The organism is Catenulispora rubra (genome assembly GCF_015356825.1).
Classification (GTDB): domain Bacteria; phylum Actinomycetota; class Actinomycetes; order Streptomycetales; family Catenulisporaceae; genus Catenulispora; species Catenulispora rubra.
Window position 1 is genome coordinate 1 of the sequence record NZ_JAACYW010000267.1, and the last position, 16,040, is coordinate 16,040.

17 protein-coding genes are annotated in these 16,040 nt (G+C 69.9%); 6 read left to right on the forward strand and 11 right to left on the reverse strand.

Annotated elements, in window-relative coordinates:
- Positions 1 to 887: 887 nt before the first annotated feature.
- Both GWK61_RS43020 and GWK61_RS43025 read right to left on the reverse strand, forming a co-directional pair.
- The gene (locus GWK61_RS43020; RefSeq protein WP_194917886.1) at positions 888 to 1,727 is read right to left on the reverse strand and encodes a tryptophan 2,3-dioxygenase; all 840 of its coding nucleotides are present in this window, start codon (positions 1,725 to 1,727) and stop codon (positions 888 to 890) included.
- A 159-nt stretch (positions 1,728 to 1,886) separates the two neighbouring features.
- Entirely contained in the window at positions 1,887 to 2,645 is a 759-nt protein-coding gene (locus tag GWK61_RS43025; RefSeq protein WP_194917889.1) for a thioesterase II family protein, read from the reverse strand.
- Between the two features lie 476 nt (positions 2,646 to 3,121).
- On the opposite strand from GWK61_RS43025, the gene GWK61_RS43030 reads away from it, so the two are divergent.
- A complete protein-coding gene (locus GWK61_RS43030; RefSeq protein ID WP_194917891.1) occupies positions 3,122 to 5,842 on the forward strand; it encodes a LuxR C-terminal-related transcriptional regulator in 2,721 nt (906 codons plus the stop codon).
- 69 nt (positions 5,843 to 5,911) lie between these two features.
- Here GWK61_RS43030 and GWK61_RS43035 read toward each other — a convergent pair whose 3' ends face one another.
- From GWK61_RS43035 to GWK61_RS43060, 6 genes are all read right to left on the reverse strand, one after another.
- The gene (locus GWK61_RS43035; RefSeq protein ID WP_194917893.1) at positions 5,912 to 6,820 is read right to left on the reverse strand and encodes a TIGR01777 family oxidoreductase; all 909 of its coding nucleotides are present in this window, start codon (positions 6,818 to 6,820) and stop codon (positions 5,912 to 5,914) included.
- A complete protein-coding gene (locus GWK61_RS43040; protein WP_194917895.1) occupies positions 6,821 to 7,264 on the reverse strand; it encodes a hypothetical protein in 444 nt (147 codons plus the stop codon).
- 216 nt (positions 7,265 to 7,480) lie between these two features.
- Positions 7,481 to 7,813, reverse strand: a complete 333-nt coding sequence (locus GWK61_RS57555; RefSeq protein ID WP_323748018.1) for an SDR family oxidoreductase — start codon at positions 7,811 to 7,813, stop codon at positions 7,481 to 7,483.
- Positions 7,810 to 7,989 (reverse strand): lipase family protein, encoded by a 180-nt coding sequence (locus tag GWK61_RS43050; RefSeq protein ID WP_228563891.1) that lies wholly within the window; start codon positions 7,987 to 7,989, stop codon positions 7,810 to 7,812. The genes GWK61_RS57555 and GWK61_RS43050 overlap by 4 nt, the downstream gene beginning before the upstream one ends.
- A gap of 27 nt (positions 7,990 to 8,016) precedes the next feature.
- Positions 8,017 to 8,883 (reverse strand): alpha/beta fold hydrolase, encoded by an 867-nt coding sequence (locus GWK61_RS43055; RefSeq protein ID WP_194917897.1) that lies wholly within the window; start codon positions 8,881 to 8,883, stop codon positions 8,017 to 8,019.
- 113 nt (positions 8,884 to 8,996) lie between these two features.
- Positions 8,997 to 9,518, reverse strand: coding sequence for a CGNR zinc finger domain-containing protein (locus tag GWK61_RS43060; RefSeq protein WP_228563895.1), 522 nt, complete (start codon positions 9,516 to 9,518; stop codon positions 8,997 to 8,999).
- Positions 9,519 to 9,728: 210 nt separating this feature from the next.
- Between GWK61_RS43060 and GWK61_RS43065 the strand changes: the two genes are divergently transcribed.
- The 3 genes from GWK61_RS43065 (at position 9,729) to secY (ending at position 12,159) form a co-directional block, all read left to right on the forward strand.
- Entirely contained in the window at positions 9,729 to 10,232 is a 504-nt protein-coding gene (locus tag GWK61_RS43065) for a SigE family RNA polymerase sigma factor (protein WP_194917899.1), read from the forward strand.
- A 50-nt stretch (positions 10,233 to 10,282) separates the two neighbouring features.
- Positions 10,283 to 10,720 (forward strand): hypothetical protein, encoded by a 438-nt coding sequence (locus GWK61_RS43070; protein ID WP_194917901.1) that lies wholly within the window; start codon positions 10,283 to 10,285, stop codon positions 10,718 to 10,720.
- Positions 10,721 to 10,809: 89 nt separating this feature from the next.
- Positions 10,810 to 12,159 carry a preprotein translocase subunit SecY gene (gene secY, locus GWK61_RS43075; RefSeq protein ID WP_194917903.1) on the forward strand — a complete coding sequence of 450 codons (1,350 nt, stop codon included), beginning with the start codon at positions 10,810 to 10,812 and terminating at the stop codon, positions 12,157 to 12,159.
- A 91-nt stretch (positions 12,160 to 12,250) separates the two neighbouring features.
- On the opposite strand, the gene ppk2 is transcribed toward secY, so the two are convergent.
- Positions 12,251 to 13,159: a polyphosphate kinase 2 gene (gene ppk2, locus GWK61_RS43080; RefSeq protein WP_194917915.1), complete on the reverse strand. Its 909-nt coding sequence runs from the start codon at positions 13,157 to 13,159 to the stop codon at positions 12,251 to 12,253.
- Positions 13,160 to 13,342: 183 nt separating this feature from the next.
- Positions 13,343 to 14,191, reverse strand: coding sequence for a MerR family transcriptional regulator (locus tag GWK61_RS43085; protein WP_194917905.1), 849 nt, complete (start codon positions 14,189 to 14,191; stop codon positions 13,343 to 13,345).
- Positions 14,192 to 14,331: 140 nt separating this feature from the next.
- Here GWK61_RS43085 and GWK61_RS43090 point away from each other — a divergent pair, with 140 nt between their 5' ends.
- Together GWK61_RS43090 and GWK61_RS43095 are read left to right on the forward strand one after the other, a co-directional pair.
- Positions 14,332 to 14,715 carry a VOC family protein gene (locus tag GWK61_RS43090; RefSeq protein ID WP_194917907.1) on the forward strand — a complete coding sequence of 128 codons (384 nt, stop codon included), beginning with the start codon at positions 14,332 to 14,334 and terminating at the stop codon, positions 14,713 to 14,715.
- A 48-nt stretch (positions 14,716 to 14,763) separates the two neighbouring features.
- Positions 14,764 to 15,387: an NADPH-dependent F420 reductase gene (locus GWK61_RS43095; protein WP_194917909.1), complete on the forward strand. Its 624-nt coding sequence runs from the start codon at positions 14,764 to 14,766 to the stop codon at positions 15,385 to 15,387.
- Positions 15,388 to 15,472: 85 nt separating this feature from the next.
- Here GWK61_RS43095 and GWK61_RS57560 read toward each other — a convergent pair.
- Positions 15,473 to 16,040 (reverse strand): hypothetical protein (locus GWK61_RS57560; protein ID WP_228563893.1); only part of this gene is annotated, 568 nt, incomplete at its 5' end.

Below are 16,040 nucleotides of genomic sequence, written 5' to 3' on the forward strand. Positions count from 1 at the left end.
GTCGGGCTCGGGGCTCGGTGGGCTGAGCGGGATGCGATTGGTCTGGGGTTTTACAGGCGATTTTTACGGCTTCGCGAATGGTTGGATGGCCTCGCAGGGGACGCAGTTCGGTTGAGCCCCGCATGCCGCGCTGGCGGCCGGCGGTATTCGCGAACACGACCGCGCACTGGTCCAAGTCTGGGCGTGGTGCGCTGGCGGCTTACGGTTTTCGCGTCCACGACCGCGCACAGGTCCGAGTCACTGCGCACGCGTTTGGTCTGGCGGCTGTCTGCCGCGTTTGGTGGGTGCGTTGAGGCCTCTGGCGGGCCTCCTCGACGAGGGGGCGACCCGCGCGTCCGGTAGTTTGGCGGCGGCCCGCGACTGTTCGGCTTTCTATCCGCTGTTGCCTGCGCCGCGCTGGTCGGCGGCGGTGCTGCTTGTGGTCACCGGGTTCTGGGTCCCTCGCCGCGTCATCGCCGTAAACGGAACCAGCCCGGTCTGGCGGAATCAAGCCGCACCCCTGCTGCTGTGGTCGTTTCGCGTTCGGCTTGACACCGCCAGACCGGGCCAATGCCGCGTAGTTAAGGATTCTGGAGCCTTGTCAACTAGGACAATTTGACCCTCAGTGCTGTTCGATATGCCCGGATTGCCATATCTCGGCGACCGCGAGGGCGTCGCATCCAAGGGCCCACCTGGTCAAATTGACCACATTTGACAGCGGGCCAGAACCCTTAACTACGCGGCATTGCAGACCGGGCAGGTTGGCTGCGCCCGCTGACGCGGCGAGGGACCCAGAACCAACACCCCGCATGGTCCTTCGGACCCCCTCACCACGTCGCAGGTCGCGCTTGCCCGTCACCATCAGGGGCCTGTCATCGAAGGCGGCTGGCTGGCGTCGCAGCCCAGCCTCACACTCTGCTGCGCGCCGTCCACAGCTCCGGGAACACCAAAGTCTCAGCGCGCTTCGCCAGCCACGCGACGCCGGCTGAGCCGCCGGTGCCGACCTTCGCGCCCATCGCCCTGCGGGTCGCCATCAGGTGGTCGCCGCGCCAGCGCCACATTGCTTCGGCGACGTTGGTCAGGGCTTCGCCGAGGTGGATCAGGTCCGGGTTGTGGTCGGGGGTGGCGTAGATGTCGGCCCAGGTTTGCTCGACTGTTGGGTTGCTCTCGTAGCGGTGGGCGAGGTCGCGGTTCAGGACTGTTTGCGGGATCTGGTGGCCGCGGCGGTGCAGGAGGTGCAGGACTTCGTCGTAGAGGCTCGGTTCGTGGAGTGCCTGCTGGAGTTCGGTGTGCATCTGCGGGGTGCCGGTGTGCGGGACGAGCATTGAGGCCGAGCGCTCGCCGAGGAGGAACTCCAGGCGGCGGTACATCGCGGACTGGAAGCCTGAGCCGTCGCCGAGGGCTGGGCGGTAGGCGTTGAACTGCGTCGGGGTGAGTTGGGCCAGGGGTTGCCAGGAGGCGTTCAGGGCGGCCAGTTCGTCCAGGCTGCGGTGCAGGGCCGCCAGTGCGGTGGGGAGGTCGTCGTCGGCCAGGGCCGCCGAGGCGGTCTGCCATTCGTGGACCAGGAGGGTGAACCAGAGCTCCATGACCTGGCTGGTGACGATGAACGCCATCTCGCCGGGGTCCTCGGTGCGGGTCTGCTGGAGGCCGGAGAGGACGGAGGCCCGGATGTAGTCGTCGTACGGGGTCGTGCCGCCGAGGTCGAGCCTGGGAGCGAGCACGCCGGATTGCTGTGGAGCGGAGGACATCGGCACATCCTTGGAGTGGGCTGCCGGGTAGCGGTCCGCTCGAACTCGTCGGTGCGCCGGTCCCCTCGGGCCGTCCGACTCTGGCGTCGGTCGGCCCGCACCCATGATGCGACGTTCGCGTTCAAATCGGCAAGGGGCCGGTGCGGACTGGCCGCGCCGTCAGAACTCCCCCGCCAATCCTGCCCGGACCACCTCGGCGACCTGCCGGCGGTGCTTCACGAGGAAGGTGACGTCGCCGTCGATCACCCGGATCCGGAACGGACCGGTGTTCAGTTCCCGCCACAGTGCCAGGTCCATCGGGGAGACGTCGTCGTCGGCGCCGACCAGGGCGGTCAGTCGGCAGGGCAGCGGCTCGCCGTCGGCGTACCGGTAGGTCTCGCAGAGCTGGAAGTCGGCCCGCAGGGTCGGTAACAGCAGGCTGAGGAATGCCGCTTCCTCAATGGCTGCCTTGGGAATCTCGTTCAGGGACATCATGGCGCGCTTGAACTCCGGCTCCGGCAGGCTGCTGACGTAGCTGCGCCGGTAGGGCGCGTGTGGTGCGCCGTGGGCCGAGGCGAACAGGTGGACCGGGGGCGGGGCACCCTGCGCGACCAGGCGGCGGGCCGCCTCGTAGGCGATCAGGGCGCCCATGCTGTGCCCGAACAGCGCGTACGGGCCGTCCAGGGCGCCGGCCAGGACCGGCACCAGCTCGTCGAGCAGGCCGTCCAGGCGGTCGTACGCGGGCTCCCGGATGCGGTCCTCGCGGCCCGGGAGCTGGATCGCGGTCACCTGGACGCCGGGCCCGAGCATCTCCGGCCAGCCGCGGAAGGTCGAGGCCCCGGCCCCCGCCGGGGGCAGGCAGAACAGCCTGATCCCGCCCGCGCGCCCGTTCTGGTCGCGGAACCACCGGGCCTGCGCGGCATCGGTGGCGGCAGTCATGATCACCTGGCCGCCACGAAGGTCTCCGGCGCGGCGAATGTGGATGTGTCGGCGTCTTCATACACGGGCATGTCAGACTCCTCGGGTCCGGACAGGCGGGCACCGACGGACTTCAGAGGGCTGATGGTGACAATCCGCCCTCTCAGGCACCGAGCGTGGTGTGGGGGTATGGAGCACATCCAGTGGCTGATTCTGAGTAGAACACCGGGCCGTCGCCTGAGGTGGCCTCGACCGCGCACACCAAGTGAATGCGGTATTGGCCGACAGCGCATCGGTACAAATACGGGACATCACCGTGGCCCGGGTGTAGGTAGTTGTGCGAAGGGCACTGATATCGTCCCCGGCGTGCCCCGGACTATATGGGTCACATGCTGGTGAACCCGACTCCCGAGCCAGCCGTTTCACTAAGACTGCTGACATATGGTGACCGGCGGATCGCTGGTATGGATTCGCTGCGGATCGCTCCAGGAGGCAACATGGCGACAGCCCCAGAACGCGGCGCCGCCGACCGCCCACGGCAGGTGATCGGCCGGACCGCCGAAGTCAGCGCGCTGGACAGTGCCCTGATGCGGCTGCAGGCGGGGCGGGGGCGGGCGATCGCCCTGGCCGGGGAGCCCGGCATCGGGAAGAGCATGCTGGTCACGCACCTGGCGGCGCGGGCGCGGGCGGCCGGGATCCAGGTGGTCGGCTCGGCGTTCGGGGACGTCATCGCGGCCGTGGGCGCGGGCGGCGCGGCCGGTACGTCCGGCGCGATCGGTACATCCGGCGCGATCGGTACGCCGACAGGCAGCCCCGTCGTCGCCGTCGCGGACGAGCTGCACCGCATAGCCTCCGACGACCTGCCGGCCCTGGAACGCCTCATCCGCGCGGCGACCGACGCCCCGATGCTGTTGCTGCTGGCCTACCGCCGCCGCCAGCTGGCCCCCGCGGTTGCTGCGGCTATATCCCGAGCTGTGGCCGCGGATCTACTCGACGTGTGGGAACTCGGCCCGCTCTCCCGGGACGAAGCCCGAGCGCTCGTCGGCGACATCCCCAACCTCGCCGCCGTCCACGAGGCCTCCGGCGGCAACCCGCAGTACCTCAGGATCCTGAGCGCCGACGGCGACCCGCACGCGGACGCCGCCCGCGCGGTCGTCGGCGAACTCGCCGAGCTGGAACCCACCGCCCTGACGACGTTGCAGACCCTGGCCGTGCTCGGCGAACCGGCCCACCCGCAGCTGATCGCCGCCGTCGCCGGGCTGTCGGCCACCGAGGCCCTGGACGCGCTGGACTCGCTGACCCGGCTGGACATCGTGCGGCCGACCGGCACGATCGCGCGGTTCGCCGTGCGCCACCCGGCCGTGAGCGAGGTCGTGTACCGGCGCATCGACCCCGGCTCGCGCATCACCATCCACCTGCGCGCCGAAAGCGTGCTGGCCAGCCAGGCCGCGCCGATCGCCCGGCGCGCCCACCACCTGACCCGCGCGGCCGATCCGAGCCGCCCGGAGCACACGGCCACGCTGCTGGCCGCGGCGCGCCTGACCATCCACACGGCTCCCGCCGACGCGGCACGGTACCTGCAGGCCGCGCTCCCGCAGCTGCAGGAGAACTCGCCGGAGCAGCGCGAGGCACAGGTCCTGCTGGCCCGCGCACAGCTGTTGACCGGACAGGCGTCCGAAGGCCGCAGCCTGCTGCACACGCTGCCCGCGATCGTCGGCAACCCGACCGGCGACGTGACCGCGGTGGCCGTCGCCGGCCGCCTCGAACGCCAACTCGGGCAGCTGTCCGAATCCGCCGCGATCCTGCGCTCGGGCCTGGCGACCGTGCCGGACGACGACTCGGCCGCCGCCGCGCTGCACAGCATGCAGGCCGACAACGCCCTGGACCAGGCCGACTACGTGCGGGCGCGGCAGCACGCCGAGGTCGCCGCCGCGTTGGCCCACGGCGTCCACGACTCCGTCGGCGAGGCCCTGGCCCAGGCCCAGGCGGCGATGGCGCTGCTGTCCTCGGACGAGCTGGACGCGGCCGAAGTGGCGATCACCCAAGCCGCCGAACTCGTCGACGCCGCCTCCGACGCCGCGCTGTTGCGGAGCCTGGAGGCCGTCTACCAACTCGGCTTCAGCGAGACGATGCTGTCCCGCCTGGCCGACGGCGAGCGCCACCTGATCCGCGGCGCGGCTTTGTCGCGGCGCAGCGGACAGACGTACATCCTGCCGATGATCCTGAAGACGCTGGCGGACACGCAGGCCCGCGCCGGCAGCGTGAAGCGTGCGCTGGCCACCCTCGACGAGGCGGACCTGTACGTCGAGAACGCCGAGAACCCGGCGACCAAGGCGATCCTCGCGATCATCCGGGCCTCGGCGTTGGTGTGGACGAACGAGGACGACGCGCAGCGACGGGCCCTCGCCTGGGCCGACCAGGCCGCGGCCTGGACCGAGACCCGCACGACGGTATGGGCGGTCGTGGTCCGCTGCCGCCGGGCCGAGATCGTCCTGCTCACGGGAGACGCGCCCCGGGCCGGCAGACTCCTGTTGGAGGCGGCGGGCGGCCCGGACCTCCCCAACCTGATAGCGGCCCGCAGGACACGATCCTGCGACACCCTCTCCGAAATAGCGTTCCGCGAGAAGGATCCGGTAGCGGCTGACCGCTGGGCCGCACTGGCCGAGGCCTCCCTCGAACAACTCCCCTCGGCGAGCACCCGCGCCTTCGCCTTCCGCGCACGCATGCGGGCCCAGTGGCTGCGCGACGATCTCAAAGGGGCCCTCGCCAGCGCCCAACAGGCCATCGAGGGCTTCGCCGCGAGCGGCGAGCGCATCGAGGTCTGCCGCGCCCTGTCGGAGGCAGCCACGCTGGCGGCGGCGCTCGGACACCAGCGGCAGGCGCGGGATTGGCTCGACCGCGCGACGACCCTGGCAGAGCAGTGCGAGGCGACGCTGTTGGTCGACGAGACGTCGAAGCAGCGGACCCGGCTCGCGGAGAAGGCGGCCGAGCGGAGCGTGCAGCGCGAGGCGACCGACGCGCTCGCGGCGCTCACCACGCGCGAGCGCGAGATCGCGGCGTTGGCGAGCACCGGGGTCACGAGCGTGCAGATCGCCGAACGGCTGTTCCTGAGCAGGCGGACGGTCGACGCCCACCTCGGGCAGATCTATCGGAAGCTGGGAGTGTCGAGTCGCGCGGCGCTGATTCGGACGGTGCTGGATGCCGAGGCGCGGGGGTGACTGGTGGGGCGTGACCGGTGTGCCGTCGGCAGCGTGACCGGCACGCTCGCGTGCGATGGATATGCGCGGCTACGCGGAGTTCGGGCGTTCCCGAAGCGCCGCGCTCAGCGCGGACTCGATGTCCGCGTCACGGAACCGGAATCCGGCAGCCGTCAACCGCTCCGGCAGGACCCGCAAGCTGCCCAGCACCTCCGGTCCCATCTGTCCGACGCCGATGCGCAACGCCCAGACCGGCAGGCGTAGCCACGCCGGTCTGCCGAGCGCCGATGCCAGGGCGTTCGTGAAGTCGTTCGCGCGGATCGGGGCTGGCGCTGAGAGGTTGTAGGGGCCGTCGGCCTGCGGGTGCTCGGCCAGGAAGCGGATGGCCGCGACGGTGTCGTGCAGCGTCAGGAAGCTCCAATAGGCCCGGCCCGATCCGAGGGTGGTGCCGAGGCCGTAGCGGAACGGGGTCATCAGGCGCGGAACCAGGCCGCCGGTGGCCGACAGCACGAGAGCGGTTCGCAGGTGGCAGACGCGTACTCCGGCTTCGGCGGCCAGTCGGGTGGCGGCTTCCCACTGCGACGTGACGCGCGGCAGGAACCCGTCGGTTCCCGGCGTGCTCGCCTCGGTGAGTTCTTCGTCGCCGCGGTCGACGCCGTAGTACCTGATGCCTGACATCGACACCAGCACCGGCGGCTTTGCGGCGGCGCGTGCCGTCATCGTGGCCAACGCTGATGCCGTGCCGATGCGGCTGGAGGCGATCAGGTCGCGGTAGCGGGCGTTCCAGCGGCGGTCGCCGAGCGGGGCGCCGGCCAGGTTGATCACGGCGTCGGCACCGTCGACGAGGCGGGGGTCCGGACGCTCACTGTCCCACTGCACCTCGTCAGGGGCCTGTGTCGGTCGGCGGACCAACCGGACCACCTCGTGGCCGTCCTCGCGATAGGCAGCACACAACGCGCCGCCGATCAGCCCGCTCGACCCCGCGACGACCACCCGCACCTAGCCGCGCCCCACACTCGCGACCAGCGTGAGCACGAACCCGGCCCCGACCAGCAGCCAGATCGCCCGCGCGCTCACCAGCAACCGGCGCCGGAAGTCCGGGCGCTCCTCCGGGAGTGCGAAGACGCGCGCCGGCCAATGGCGCCACGACACGTGCAGGAACACGGCGGTCGCCGCCACATCCAACGCGAGCGCGATGCCGTAGACCACCCGCGCCCCGGCCCACGGACACGCGACGATGATCGCCGTGGCACTCGCGATCAGCACCCCCGCCATCGCCAGCACGCGCCAGCGGTTCCCGTGCGCGAGGACCGTCAGGAACTCCTCCAGCTGATCGTCGTCGCGGAAGAACCGCGCACTCCGCGGCTGCACGACGGCGAGGCTGTAGGTCATGGAGCCGGTCCACACCGCGGCCGGCAGCAGATATGCGGCTTCGAGGATCACGAGCCGCACAGTACGCCTCCGCATCCGAGCTGATGAGGCCGGATGCGACGCGGCATGACGCAGCGCGGCTCAGGTCAGCGGCTCTCCGCCGTCGACGCGCAACGTGACGCCGGTGAGGAACGGGTTGGTCATCGCGAACAGCACGGCGTCCGCGATGTCCTGCGAGGTGCCGATCCGCCGCGCCGGGTTGTGCGTGCGGAAGTGCTCGAAGTACGCCTACTTGCCCTCCTCGCCCATGGCGTCCCACGCGCCGGCGTCGATGACGCCGGGCGAGATCGCGTTGACGCGGATCGGCGCAAGCTCCAAGGCCAGGCAGCGGGCCAGGAAGTCCGCGGCGCCGTCGGTGATTGCGACACCGAGGTAGCCGACAGCCGGCTTGAACGCCGCGACGCCGGAGAACAGCGTGAACGAGCCGTCGGCCGCGATCTGCGGCGCGAAGTGCTTGGCGAGCATCAGCGGACCGAGCACCTTGGTGTTGATCGAGTTCAGAACCGCGCCGCGATCGAGCTCGCCGAGCACACCACGAGCCCGCGCCGACGCCGTGCTCACGAGGTGGTCGACCGGCCCCACGGCGGCGGCGAAGCCCGCGATCGAGACGTCAGCGGAAGCTGAGCCGCGATGGTACGAACGCCGGCCGCCTCCAAGGCGCCGATCACTTTTCCCCAACTGGATCCGTCGGCCCAGGCCCCGTGCGCGAGCACGACGGTGACAGTCTCGCTGGTCATGGCTGGCTCCTAAGTACCTCAGAGTCCTCAGAGTCCTGCGTCCGCCAGGAAGTCGAGGATCGCGGCGGCGATCTCGTCGGCGTGCGTCTCAAGCGCGAAGTGGCCGGTGTCGAAAAAGCGCACCGTGGCGTTCGGGTTGTCGCGGCGGTAGGCCTCGGCTCCGGCCGGCAGGAAGAAGGGGTCGTTGCGGCCCCACGCGGCGAGCAGCGGCGGCGTGTGCTTGCGGAAGTACTCCTGGAAGGCCGGGTACAGCTCGACGTTCGACTTGTAGTCGCCCATCAGGTCCAGCTGGACCTCGTCGGCGCCGGGGCGCGCGAGGTAGTAGCTGTCGAGGCTGTATCCGTCCGGGGAGACGGTCGCGGACTCGGGGGTACCGTGCGTGTACTGCCACGCCACCATCTCCGGCGACAGGAAGGTGCGCAGCGCGTCCCGGTTGGCCTGCGACGGGTCCTCCCAGTAGGCGCGGATCGGCGTCCAGCCGTCGCTCAGGCCCTCTTCGTACGCGTTGCCGTTCTGCGAGATGATCGCCGTGACCCGCTCCGGGTGCAGGGTCGCCAGGCGGAGGCCGGTCGGCGCGCCGTAGTCGAACACGTAGATCGCGTACCGGTCGAGGCCGAGCTCCTCGGTGAACCGGTCGATGACCTCGGCGATGTGCGCGAAGGTGTAGTCGAACTCCTCGCGGCCGGGCATCCCGGACTGGCCGAAGCCCGGCAGGTCCGGGGCGATGACCCGGTAGCGCTCGGCCAGGGCCGGGATCAGGTCCCGGAACATGTGGCCGGCGGTCGGGAAGCCGTGCAGCAGCAGCACGACCGGCGCATCCGCAGGACCCGCCTCGCGGTAGAAGACCTTCAGACCGTCGACCTGGGCAGACCGGTAGTCCACTCCGTTGCTCATTTCACATCTCCTTGACCGCTGGTCGGTGACGTGTCTCAGTCAACCGTGCCCGACCTAACCTGTCAAGACGACTTTAAGGGTTAGTCACGGAGATGCGGGGGCGTTCGGCGCGCCTAAGCCGTCTCACCAGCCCGGTGGTAGTGCCGACGCGCCTTCATCCGGTTGCCGCACACAGCCATCGAGCACCACTTCGCGCTGTTCGGCTTGCTCCGATCGATCAGGAACAGCTGGCACTCCGCATTCGCACAGGCCCGAAGCCGCCCCGGGCTCGAAATCCGCAGCGCATCCCAGGCGACCACGGCCTTCGCGGCCGCGACGCGCCCCTCCGGAGCCCGCAAGTCCCAGTCGAGACCGTCCGCCGTGGCACGCGGCCAGTAGCCGACCCCGTCCAGGAACGCCGCGAGCGCCGTCGGGCTCTGTTCGCCACGGACGATCGCCTGCAGAACCGGCCGCAGCTCCAGCAGCCCCTGCCACTCGTGCTTCATCGCCTTCTGCCCGTTGGCCGCCAGCCATTGCCGCGCCAGCGCGAAGTCGCCGAGCTCGTCGCGCTCCTGCCCGTCCACCACAGGCGTCGTGTTGAGCAGGTTCAGCAACAGTTGCTCATCGGCGGGCTCCGCCATCGGCATGGTCACCATCGACACCTTCCACCCTCCTGGCGCACCTTCGCCGGTCGTCCTTGTCTTCGTGTCCCAGTCTAACCAGCAAAAACGATGAAAGAAGTTAGTGGCGACGCCGCCTTCCCACCGCCGGAGAATTCCTCGCCGAAAGCTGTCACAAGGCGCCCGCCCTCGCGCGTTGAACCTTATGTGGACGTCAACCAGCACGGGCGATGAAGGCAAGGGGAGATGAAGGATGACCGGCAGGCCTTCCAGGAGTTCACTGCCGCACACGGGGCCCGACTCTTCCGTACCGCGTACTTCCTGGCCGGGGGCGACTGGCACCTCGCCGAGGACCTCACGCAGGACACGCTCGTCAAGGTGTACCTGGCCTGGCGCCGGGTCAGCAGGGTCGAGCACCCCGCCGCCTACGCGCAGACCGTCCTCACCCGCACCTTCATCAGCCAGCGCCGCCGGAAGCGCTCGACGGAGCAGCCGATCGCCGATCCACCGGACCGGGTCATCGAGGACGTCGACTCCGCGGTGCGGCTGACGCTGCTCGCGGAGCTGGCGAACCTGTCCGCCCGGGACCGGGCCGTGGTCGTGCTCCGGTACTGGGAGGACCTCAGCGTCGAGGACGTCGCGGCGGTCCTGAACATCAGCTCCGCCTCCGTCCGCACGCAGTCCTCGCGGGCCCTGGGCCGACTGCGCCTCGCGCTCGGCGAGGTGTTCCCCGAACGGCTCCCCGGCTAGCCGCACCCACCGATCCCAGCAGACCCACCAGAAGGAAGGACGGCCCACCAGTGTCCACCGACATCTTCGAGACCGCCGCCGACGGCACGGGAACGGTGCGCGCGGCCTTCGACGCCACCGCGGCCGAGTGCCGCCCCGACATCGACGCGATGACCCGCCGCGCGCTCGACCGCGGGCGGCGGGTCCGGCGGCACCGGACGGTCGGCAAGGCCGTCGGGTCGGCGGCCGCCGCGGCGGCGATCGGGCTGGGAACCGCTTACGCGCTCAACGAATCAGGCGCGGCGGCGCGGCCCGTCAACATCCCCGGCAGCGGCACGCACAGCGGCAATACGGGCCCTGATCTGCCGGACCTCCGGACGCCTTCTGAACCCACGACTACCGCTGCGCCCACGTCCACCGTCACGGCTTCCATGGCGAACGCCGTCGCGACCTGGCGCACGGCGCACCGCGGCACGCTGACCGTCCTCAGGAAGGCCGCCTGGCTGTAGGACCGGGCTCGCACAAAACCACTCACGCTTCGCAAGCCATCCAAGCTGCCCAAAAACTCTAGATCTTCATCTCCCACGGAGGGCCGTCGATGCTCACCGCGTTCTTCCGCGCGTTCCGCACGCCCGATTTGCGAAGAAAGTTACTGTTCACGCTGGCCATCATGGCCGTCTACCGCTTCGGCGCCCACATCCCGCTGCCCGGCGTCAACACCAGGGCGCTAGCCGCCTGCACCGGGGCGTCGGCGCAATCCGGTACCGGCAGCCAGGCCTTCGGCCTGCTCAACCTGTTCTCCGGCGGCGCGCTCCTGCAACTGTCCATCTTCGCGCTCGGCATCACGCCCTACATCACGGCGTCGATCATCCTGCAGCTGCTCACCGTCGTGATCCCGCGGCTGGAGGCGCTGAAGCAGGAGGGCCAGGCCGGACAGGCGAAGATCACGCAGTACACGCGCTACCTGACCATCGGCCTGTCGGTCCTGGAATCGACGATGACGCTGACCGCGGCCCGCAACAACCCCGGCTATCTCCTTGGCAGCAGATGCAGCACGACCGCCGTCTTCTACCCCACGGTGACGTGGGAGGGCACGGTCGTGATGGTCATCATCATGACGGCCGCGACCTCGCTGCTGATGTGGCTCGGGGAGCTGGTCACCGACCGCGGCGTCGGCAACGGGATGTCGGTCCTGATGTTCACCTCGATCGCCGCCCGGTTCCCGGACTCGCTGTGGGCGATCAAGCTGGCCTCGCACACCCTGGACGGCTGGCCGGTGTTCTGCGCCGTGCTGCTGTTGGGCGTGGTGACCGTGGCCGCGGTCGTGTTCGTCGAGCAGGGCCAGCGCCGGATCCCGGTCCAGTACTCCAAGCGCATGATCGGCCGGCGCGCGTACGGGGGCTCGTCGACGTACATCCCGCTGAAGCTGAACCAGCCGGGCGTCGTGCCGGTCATCTTCGCCTCGTCGGTGCTGCAGATGCCGGTGATGCTGGTCGGGCTGACCGGCGGCTCGACCGCGACGAAGGGCTGGCAGGGCTGGATCAACCGGCAGTTCACCACGACGATCCACGGGTACCCGCTGACCTACACGCTCAGCTACCTCCTGCTGATCCTCGGCTTCGCGTTCTTCTACATGTCGATCACGTTCGACGCCGTGGAGATCGCCGACAACATGAAGAGGTACGGCGGCTTCGTCCCCGGCATCCGCGCCGGCCGACCGACCGTCGAGTACCTGCGCTACACCTCGACGCGCATCATGTGGCCCGGCGCGCTCTACCTGGCGGTGATCGCGGCGATCCCGATGATCGCCCTCGACCGGCTGCACGCGAGCGCGTCGTTCCCGTTCGGCGGCACCACGATCCTGATCATGGTCGGCGTCGGTCTGGAGACCGTGAAGCAGATCGAGTCGCAGCTTCAGCAGCACAACTACGAGGGCTTTCTGCGGTGATCGCAGCGATCGACGATCCGCGATCGCTGACCGGCGATCGCGGATCGCTGATCGATATTTGCTGATCGGTAATTACTGACCGGTGCGCGGTTCAGGCTTTGGACAGGCGCGGCAGCACCCGGTGCGGGTCGGCGTCGGTGCTGCGCTCGGACAGCAGGGCGGCGGAGCCGAGGATCTGCGGGTCGGGCGCCTGCGCGACCTCGGGATCCTTGTTGGCGTACGGGAACAGCGAGAGCACGTGCTGCATCGCCGCGAGCCGGGCGCGCTTCTTGTCGTTGCTCTTGATCACGGTCCAGGGCGCGTCAGCGGTGTCGGTGTAGAAGAACATCGCCTCCTTCGCGTCCGTGTACTGCTGCCAGCGCTCCAACGAGGCCAGGTCCATCGGGCTCAGCTTCCACTGGCGCACCGGGTCGACCTGGCGGATCAGGAACCTGGTGCGCTGCTCGGCCTGCGAGACGGAGAACCAGAACTTCACCAGCGTGATGCCGTCGCGGACCAGCATCCGCTCGAACTCCGGCGCCTGGCGCATGAACTCCAGGTACTCGGCCGGGTCGCAGAAGCCCATGACGCGCTCGACGCCGGCCCGGTTGTACCAGGAGCGGTCGAACATCACGATCTCGCCGGCCGCCGGCAGGTGGGTCACGTAGCGCTGGAAGTACCACTGGGTGCGCTCGCGCTCGGTGGGCTTCTCCAGGGCGACGACCCGCGCGCCGCGCGGGTTGAGGTGCTCGGTGAAGCGCTTGATCGTGCCGCCCTTGCCCGCCGCGTCCCGGCCCTCGAACAGGATCACCAGGCGGCCGCCGGTGTCCTTGATCCAGTTCTGGAGCTTCAGGAGCTCTATCTGCAACAGCCGCTTGTCGTGCTCGTACATGAGACGGTCCAGGCGTTCGCGGTACGGGTAGTCCTGGCGCCAGGTGTCCACCGGCACGCCGTCGGCGCCTATGAGGATCGGGTCGTCGTCGTCCGCCTCCTCGATGCGCAGACCGCCTGTGTCGGTCACGTCGGCGAGGTTCCAGGCGTGCTGCCGGTCGGGTCCGCCGGGGACGTTTGCGCCATTGGTGACATTGGCGACATAACCTGCGTCGGGGGCATCGGTGGGCTGCGGGTCGGTCGGTTCTCCACTCACAGGGGCAATATCCCCGAACAAGTTCGCCTGCTGATCAGCCATACGACAAACGTTATGTTAACTCCCGGAGCTCGTCGCTGTTCCGTTTGCCACACCGGTGCTGAACACCGGCCAGCAGACGTCGGTGCGCCACGCGTTCTCGTCGGCGGTGTCCTGTCGGCCGACCACGTAGTACTCGCGGATGGGGCCGTCCAGCCGCAGCTCGTGGTTGGCGACGTGGGCGGCCAGCGCGCCGTAGGCCCGGTCGACGTCGGCGAGCGAGCCGCGGTGCTCGATGACCGCGAGTTCGGCGGCCGGCACGACGGCGGGTTCGACGCGTCCCAGGCGCGGGACCTCGGTCGCGGTCGGGACGAAGACGGTGGCCTCGCCGCGCTCGTCGGCGAACAGCTCCCCCGCGTACAACCCGCCCGCCGACCCGGTCGGCCGCATGCCCCGGGCGTCGAGCGTGGCGTGCAGCTCGCCGAGCGCGCCCAGGTACCACGGGACCAGGTCCGCCATCGTGATGACGGCGGTGATGGCCGCCGTCATCGTCGCGCCGACCGTGCGCTGCCCGACCGGGCCGACGCCGGACGGCCCGGACAGCAGGTCGCGCAGGGACGCCACTGCGGACTGCGTGCGCGCCAGGTTCTGTTCGAGACTCGCCATGTGCGCGGCGATGAGCTCGTTGCGCGTGCCGAGGTCGGGCGCGGCCAGCACGGCGTGGATCTGGCCCAGCGGCATGTCCAGGTCCCGGAACCGGCGGATCACGTGCGCGGTCTGGATCTGGTCGGTGGAGTACCAGCGGTAGCCGGTGTCCGCGTCGACATCGGCCGGCGCCAGCAGGCCGACGCGGTGGTAATGGCGGAGCGTCTTGACGCTCAGCTGGGTGGCTCGGGAGAAATCGCCGATGGTCAGGACGGCAGGCATTCGGCCAGTATCCACCCCTCCCCCAAGGGGAGGGACAAGCGCGCGGGGGGCTGTTGACCCTCCCACAAGGGCACCGCCGACGGTGAAGTCAGTCGGCCGCGACGCCGACGTGACACCAGCCCCATCGGAAGGAACCAGCCATGACCGCACAAGCCCCGACCGCCGGCCTCGGCGTCTTCGCCCTGAGCATCGACTGCGCCGACCCCGCGCCCCTCGCGGAGTTCTGGGGCAAGGTCCTCGACCGCCCGGTCAGCCGCGGCCCGACCCCCGAGAACGTGGTGGTCGAAGCGACCGACCCGGCGAAAGGCCCCCTGCTGTTCTTCAACAAGGTCCCCGAGGCCAAGGCCACCAAGAACCGTCTCCACCTCGACCTCCTCACGGAGAACTACGACGCGGAGCACGACCGGCTGACCGCCCTCGGCGCCAAGCCCCTCAACGAGATCTCGTTCCCGGGCGCCAAGTGGACCACGTTCGCCGACCCGGAGGGCAACGAGTTCGACCTGCTGACGATGCAGGCGAAGTAGCCGATTCCCCCGACAAGGAATTCTCCCGACAAGGAAAGGAAGACCACCATGAGGACCATCAGCATCGTCGGCCTGGGCACCATGGCCGCGGCGATAGGCGCCCGCGCGGTGCGCGGCGGCAACGCCGTCGAGGTCACCGGCCGTGACTCGGCCAAGGCCGAAGAGCTGGCCAAGAAACTCGGCGGCGGCACCACGGCCGGCGCGTTCGGCGCCGTCCCGGCCGGCGACATCGTCATCCTCGCCGTCCCGCACGCCGCCGCCGCGCCGATCCTCGCGCAGTACGGGGACGCCCTGGCCGGCAAGATCATCGTCGACATCAGCAACCCCCTCACCGAAGACCTCAGCGCCAAGGTCACCCCCGGCGGCACCTCCGCCGCGCAGCTGATCGCCAGGGCCGCCCCCGCGAGCGCCCGCGTCGTGAAGGCGTTCGACGTCGTCTTCGGCGAAGTCCTGGCCGACGTCGACCGCCCGGCGGACGTCCTCATCGCCGGCGACGACCCGCAGGCCAAGGCAGAGGTGTCAGCGTTCATCGAAACCCTCGGCCTGCACCCCCGAGACACCGGCGACCTGACCATGGCGGAGTGGCTGGAAGGCGCGGCCCTGCTGATCATCGGCCTGGCGAAGCAGAACGGGAACGCCGACTTCACGCTCGGCATCGACGTTCACGGCTGAGCGCACACGCGGCCCCCGACGGGACGTTCGCGGCGGCCCTACCGCCGCGGACGTCTCGCGCCGTACCGTGGGGATCCCATCCAAGTCAGAGAGCTGAGGCAGAGTGAGCTCGATCCACCTTGGCGACCTCCCCACCTGGCTCGCCGCAGGTGGCACCATAGCGGCCGTCATCGTCGCACTCGTGGTCGCCCGCAGCGGTTCCCAGCAGGCCACGGAAGAACGCCGCATCGCAGCCGAGAACCTGCAGGCCGAGCGCGACCGCGTCGAGCGGCAGCGACAGATCGACCGAGACACCAGCCGCCTGCTGGAGATCTACGACCTGTACGCGAAGTGGCGCACGCCCGACGGAAGCCAATAGCAGATCTTCAGTCTGCACCCGCGGCTCGCAGCGCTCCCGCCGGAGATCGCGGTCACCATCCGGCTCGTCCTCGGCACGACCCCCGACGCCAACGGCCGCGACAAGCTGGCCGCGCTCAGCCGTGATCACGCCGAGGAAATCACCAAGGACAACGTCGGGGCGGCGGTGATCAAGCTCGAAGCCGAGTTCGACCTCTGGTGGCTGAGCCAGATCGAACCACCAGACCTCGGAACGCGGCCCTGGAACACCTTCCCCCGCAGAGCCGCGCTCTGACGCACACCAACCTGGCCCTACC

Excerpts from the sequence above, each read along its gene's own strand:
- secY (WP_194917903.1), top strand. The coding sequence starts at position 10,810 with ATGCTCACCGCGTTCTTCCGCGCGTTCCGCACGCCCGATTTGCGAAGA.
- GWK61_RS43085 (WP_194917905.1), bottom strand. The coding sequence starts at position 14,191 with ATGCCTGCCGTCCTGACCATCGGCGATTTCTCCCGAGCCACCCAGCTG.
- GWK61_RS43025 (WP_194917889.1), bottom strand. The coding sequence starts at position 2,645 with ATGACTGCCGCCACCGATGCCGCGCAGGCCCGGTGGTTCCGCGACCAG.
- GWK61_RS43060 (WP_228563895.1), bottom strand. The coding sequence starts at position 9,518 with ATGGTGACCATGCCGATGGCGGAGCCCGCCGATGAGCAACTGTTGCTG.
- GWK61_RS43050 (WP_228563891.1), bottom strand. The coding sequence starts at position 7,989 with ATGACCAGCGAGACTGTCACCGTCGTGCTCGCGCACGGGGCCTGGGCC.
- GWK61_RS43055 (WP_194917897.1), bottom strand. The coding sequence starts at position 8,883 with ATGAGCAACGGAGTGGACTACCGGTCTGCCCAGGTCGACGGTCTGAAG.
- GWK61_RS43020 (WP_194917886.1), bottom strand. The coding sequence starts at position 1,727 with ATGTCCTCCGCTCCACAGCAATCCGGCGTGCTCGCTCCCAGGCTCGAC.
- GWK61_RS43090 (WP_194917907.1), top strand. The coding sequence starts at position 14,332 with ATGACCGCACAAGCCCCGACCGCCGGCCTCGGCGTCTTCGCCCTGAGC.
- GWK61_RS43030 (WP_194917891.1), top strand. The coding sequence starts at position 3,122 with ATGGCGACAGCCCCAGAACGCGGCGCCGCCGACCGCCCACGGCAGGTG.
- GWK61_RS43065 (WP_194917899.1), top strand. The coding sequence starts at position 9,729 with ATGAAGGATGACCGGCAGGCCTTCCAGGAGTTCACTGCCGCACACGGG.
- GWK61_RS43095 (WP_194917909.1), top strand. The coding sequence starts at position 14,764 with ATGAGGACCATCAGCATCGTCGGCCTGGGCACCATGGCCGCGGCGATA.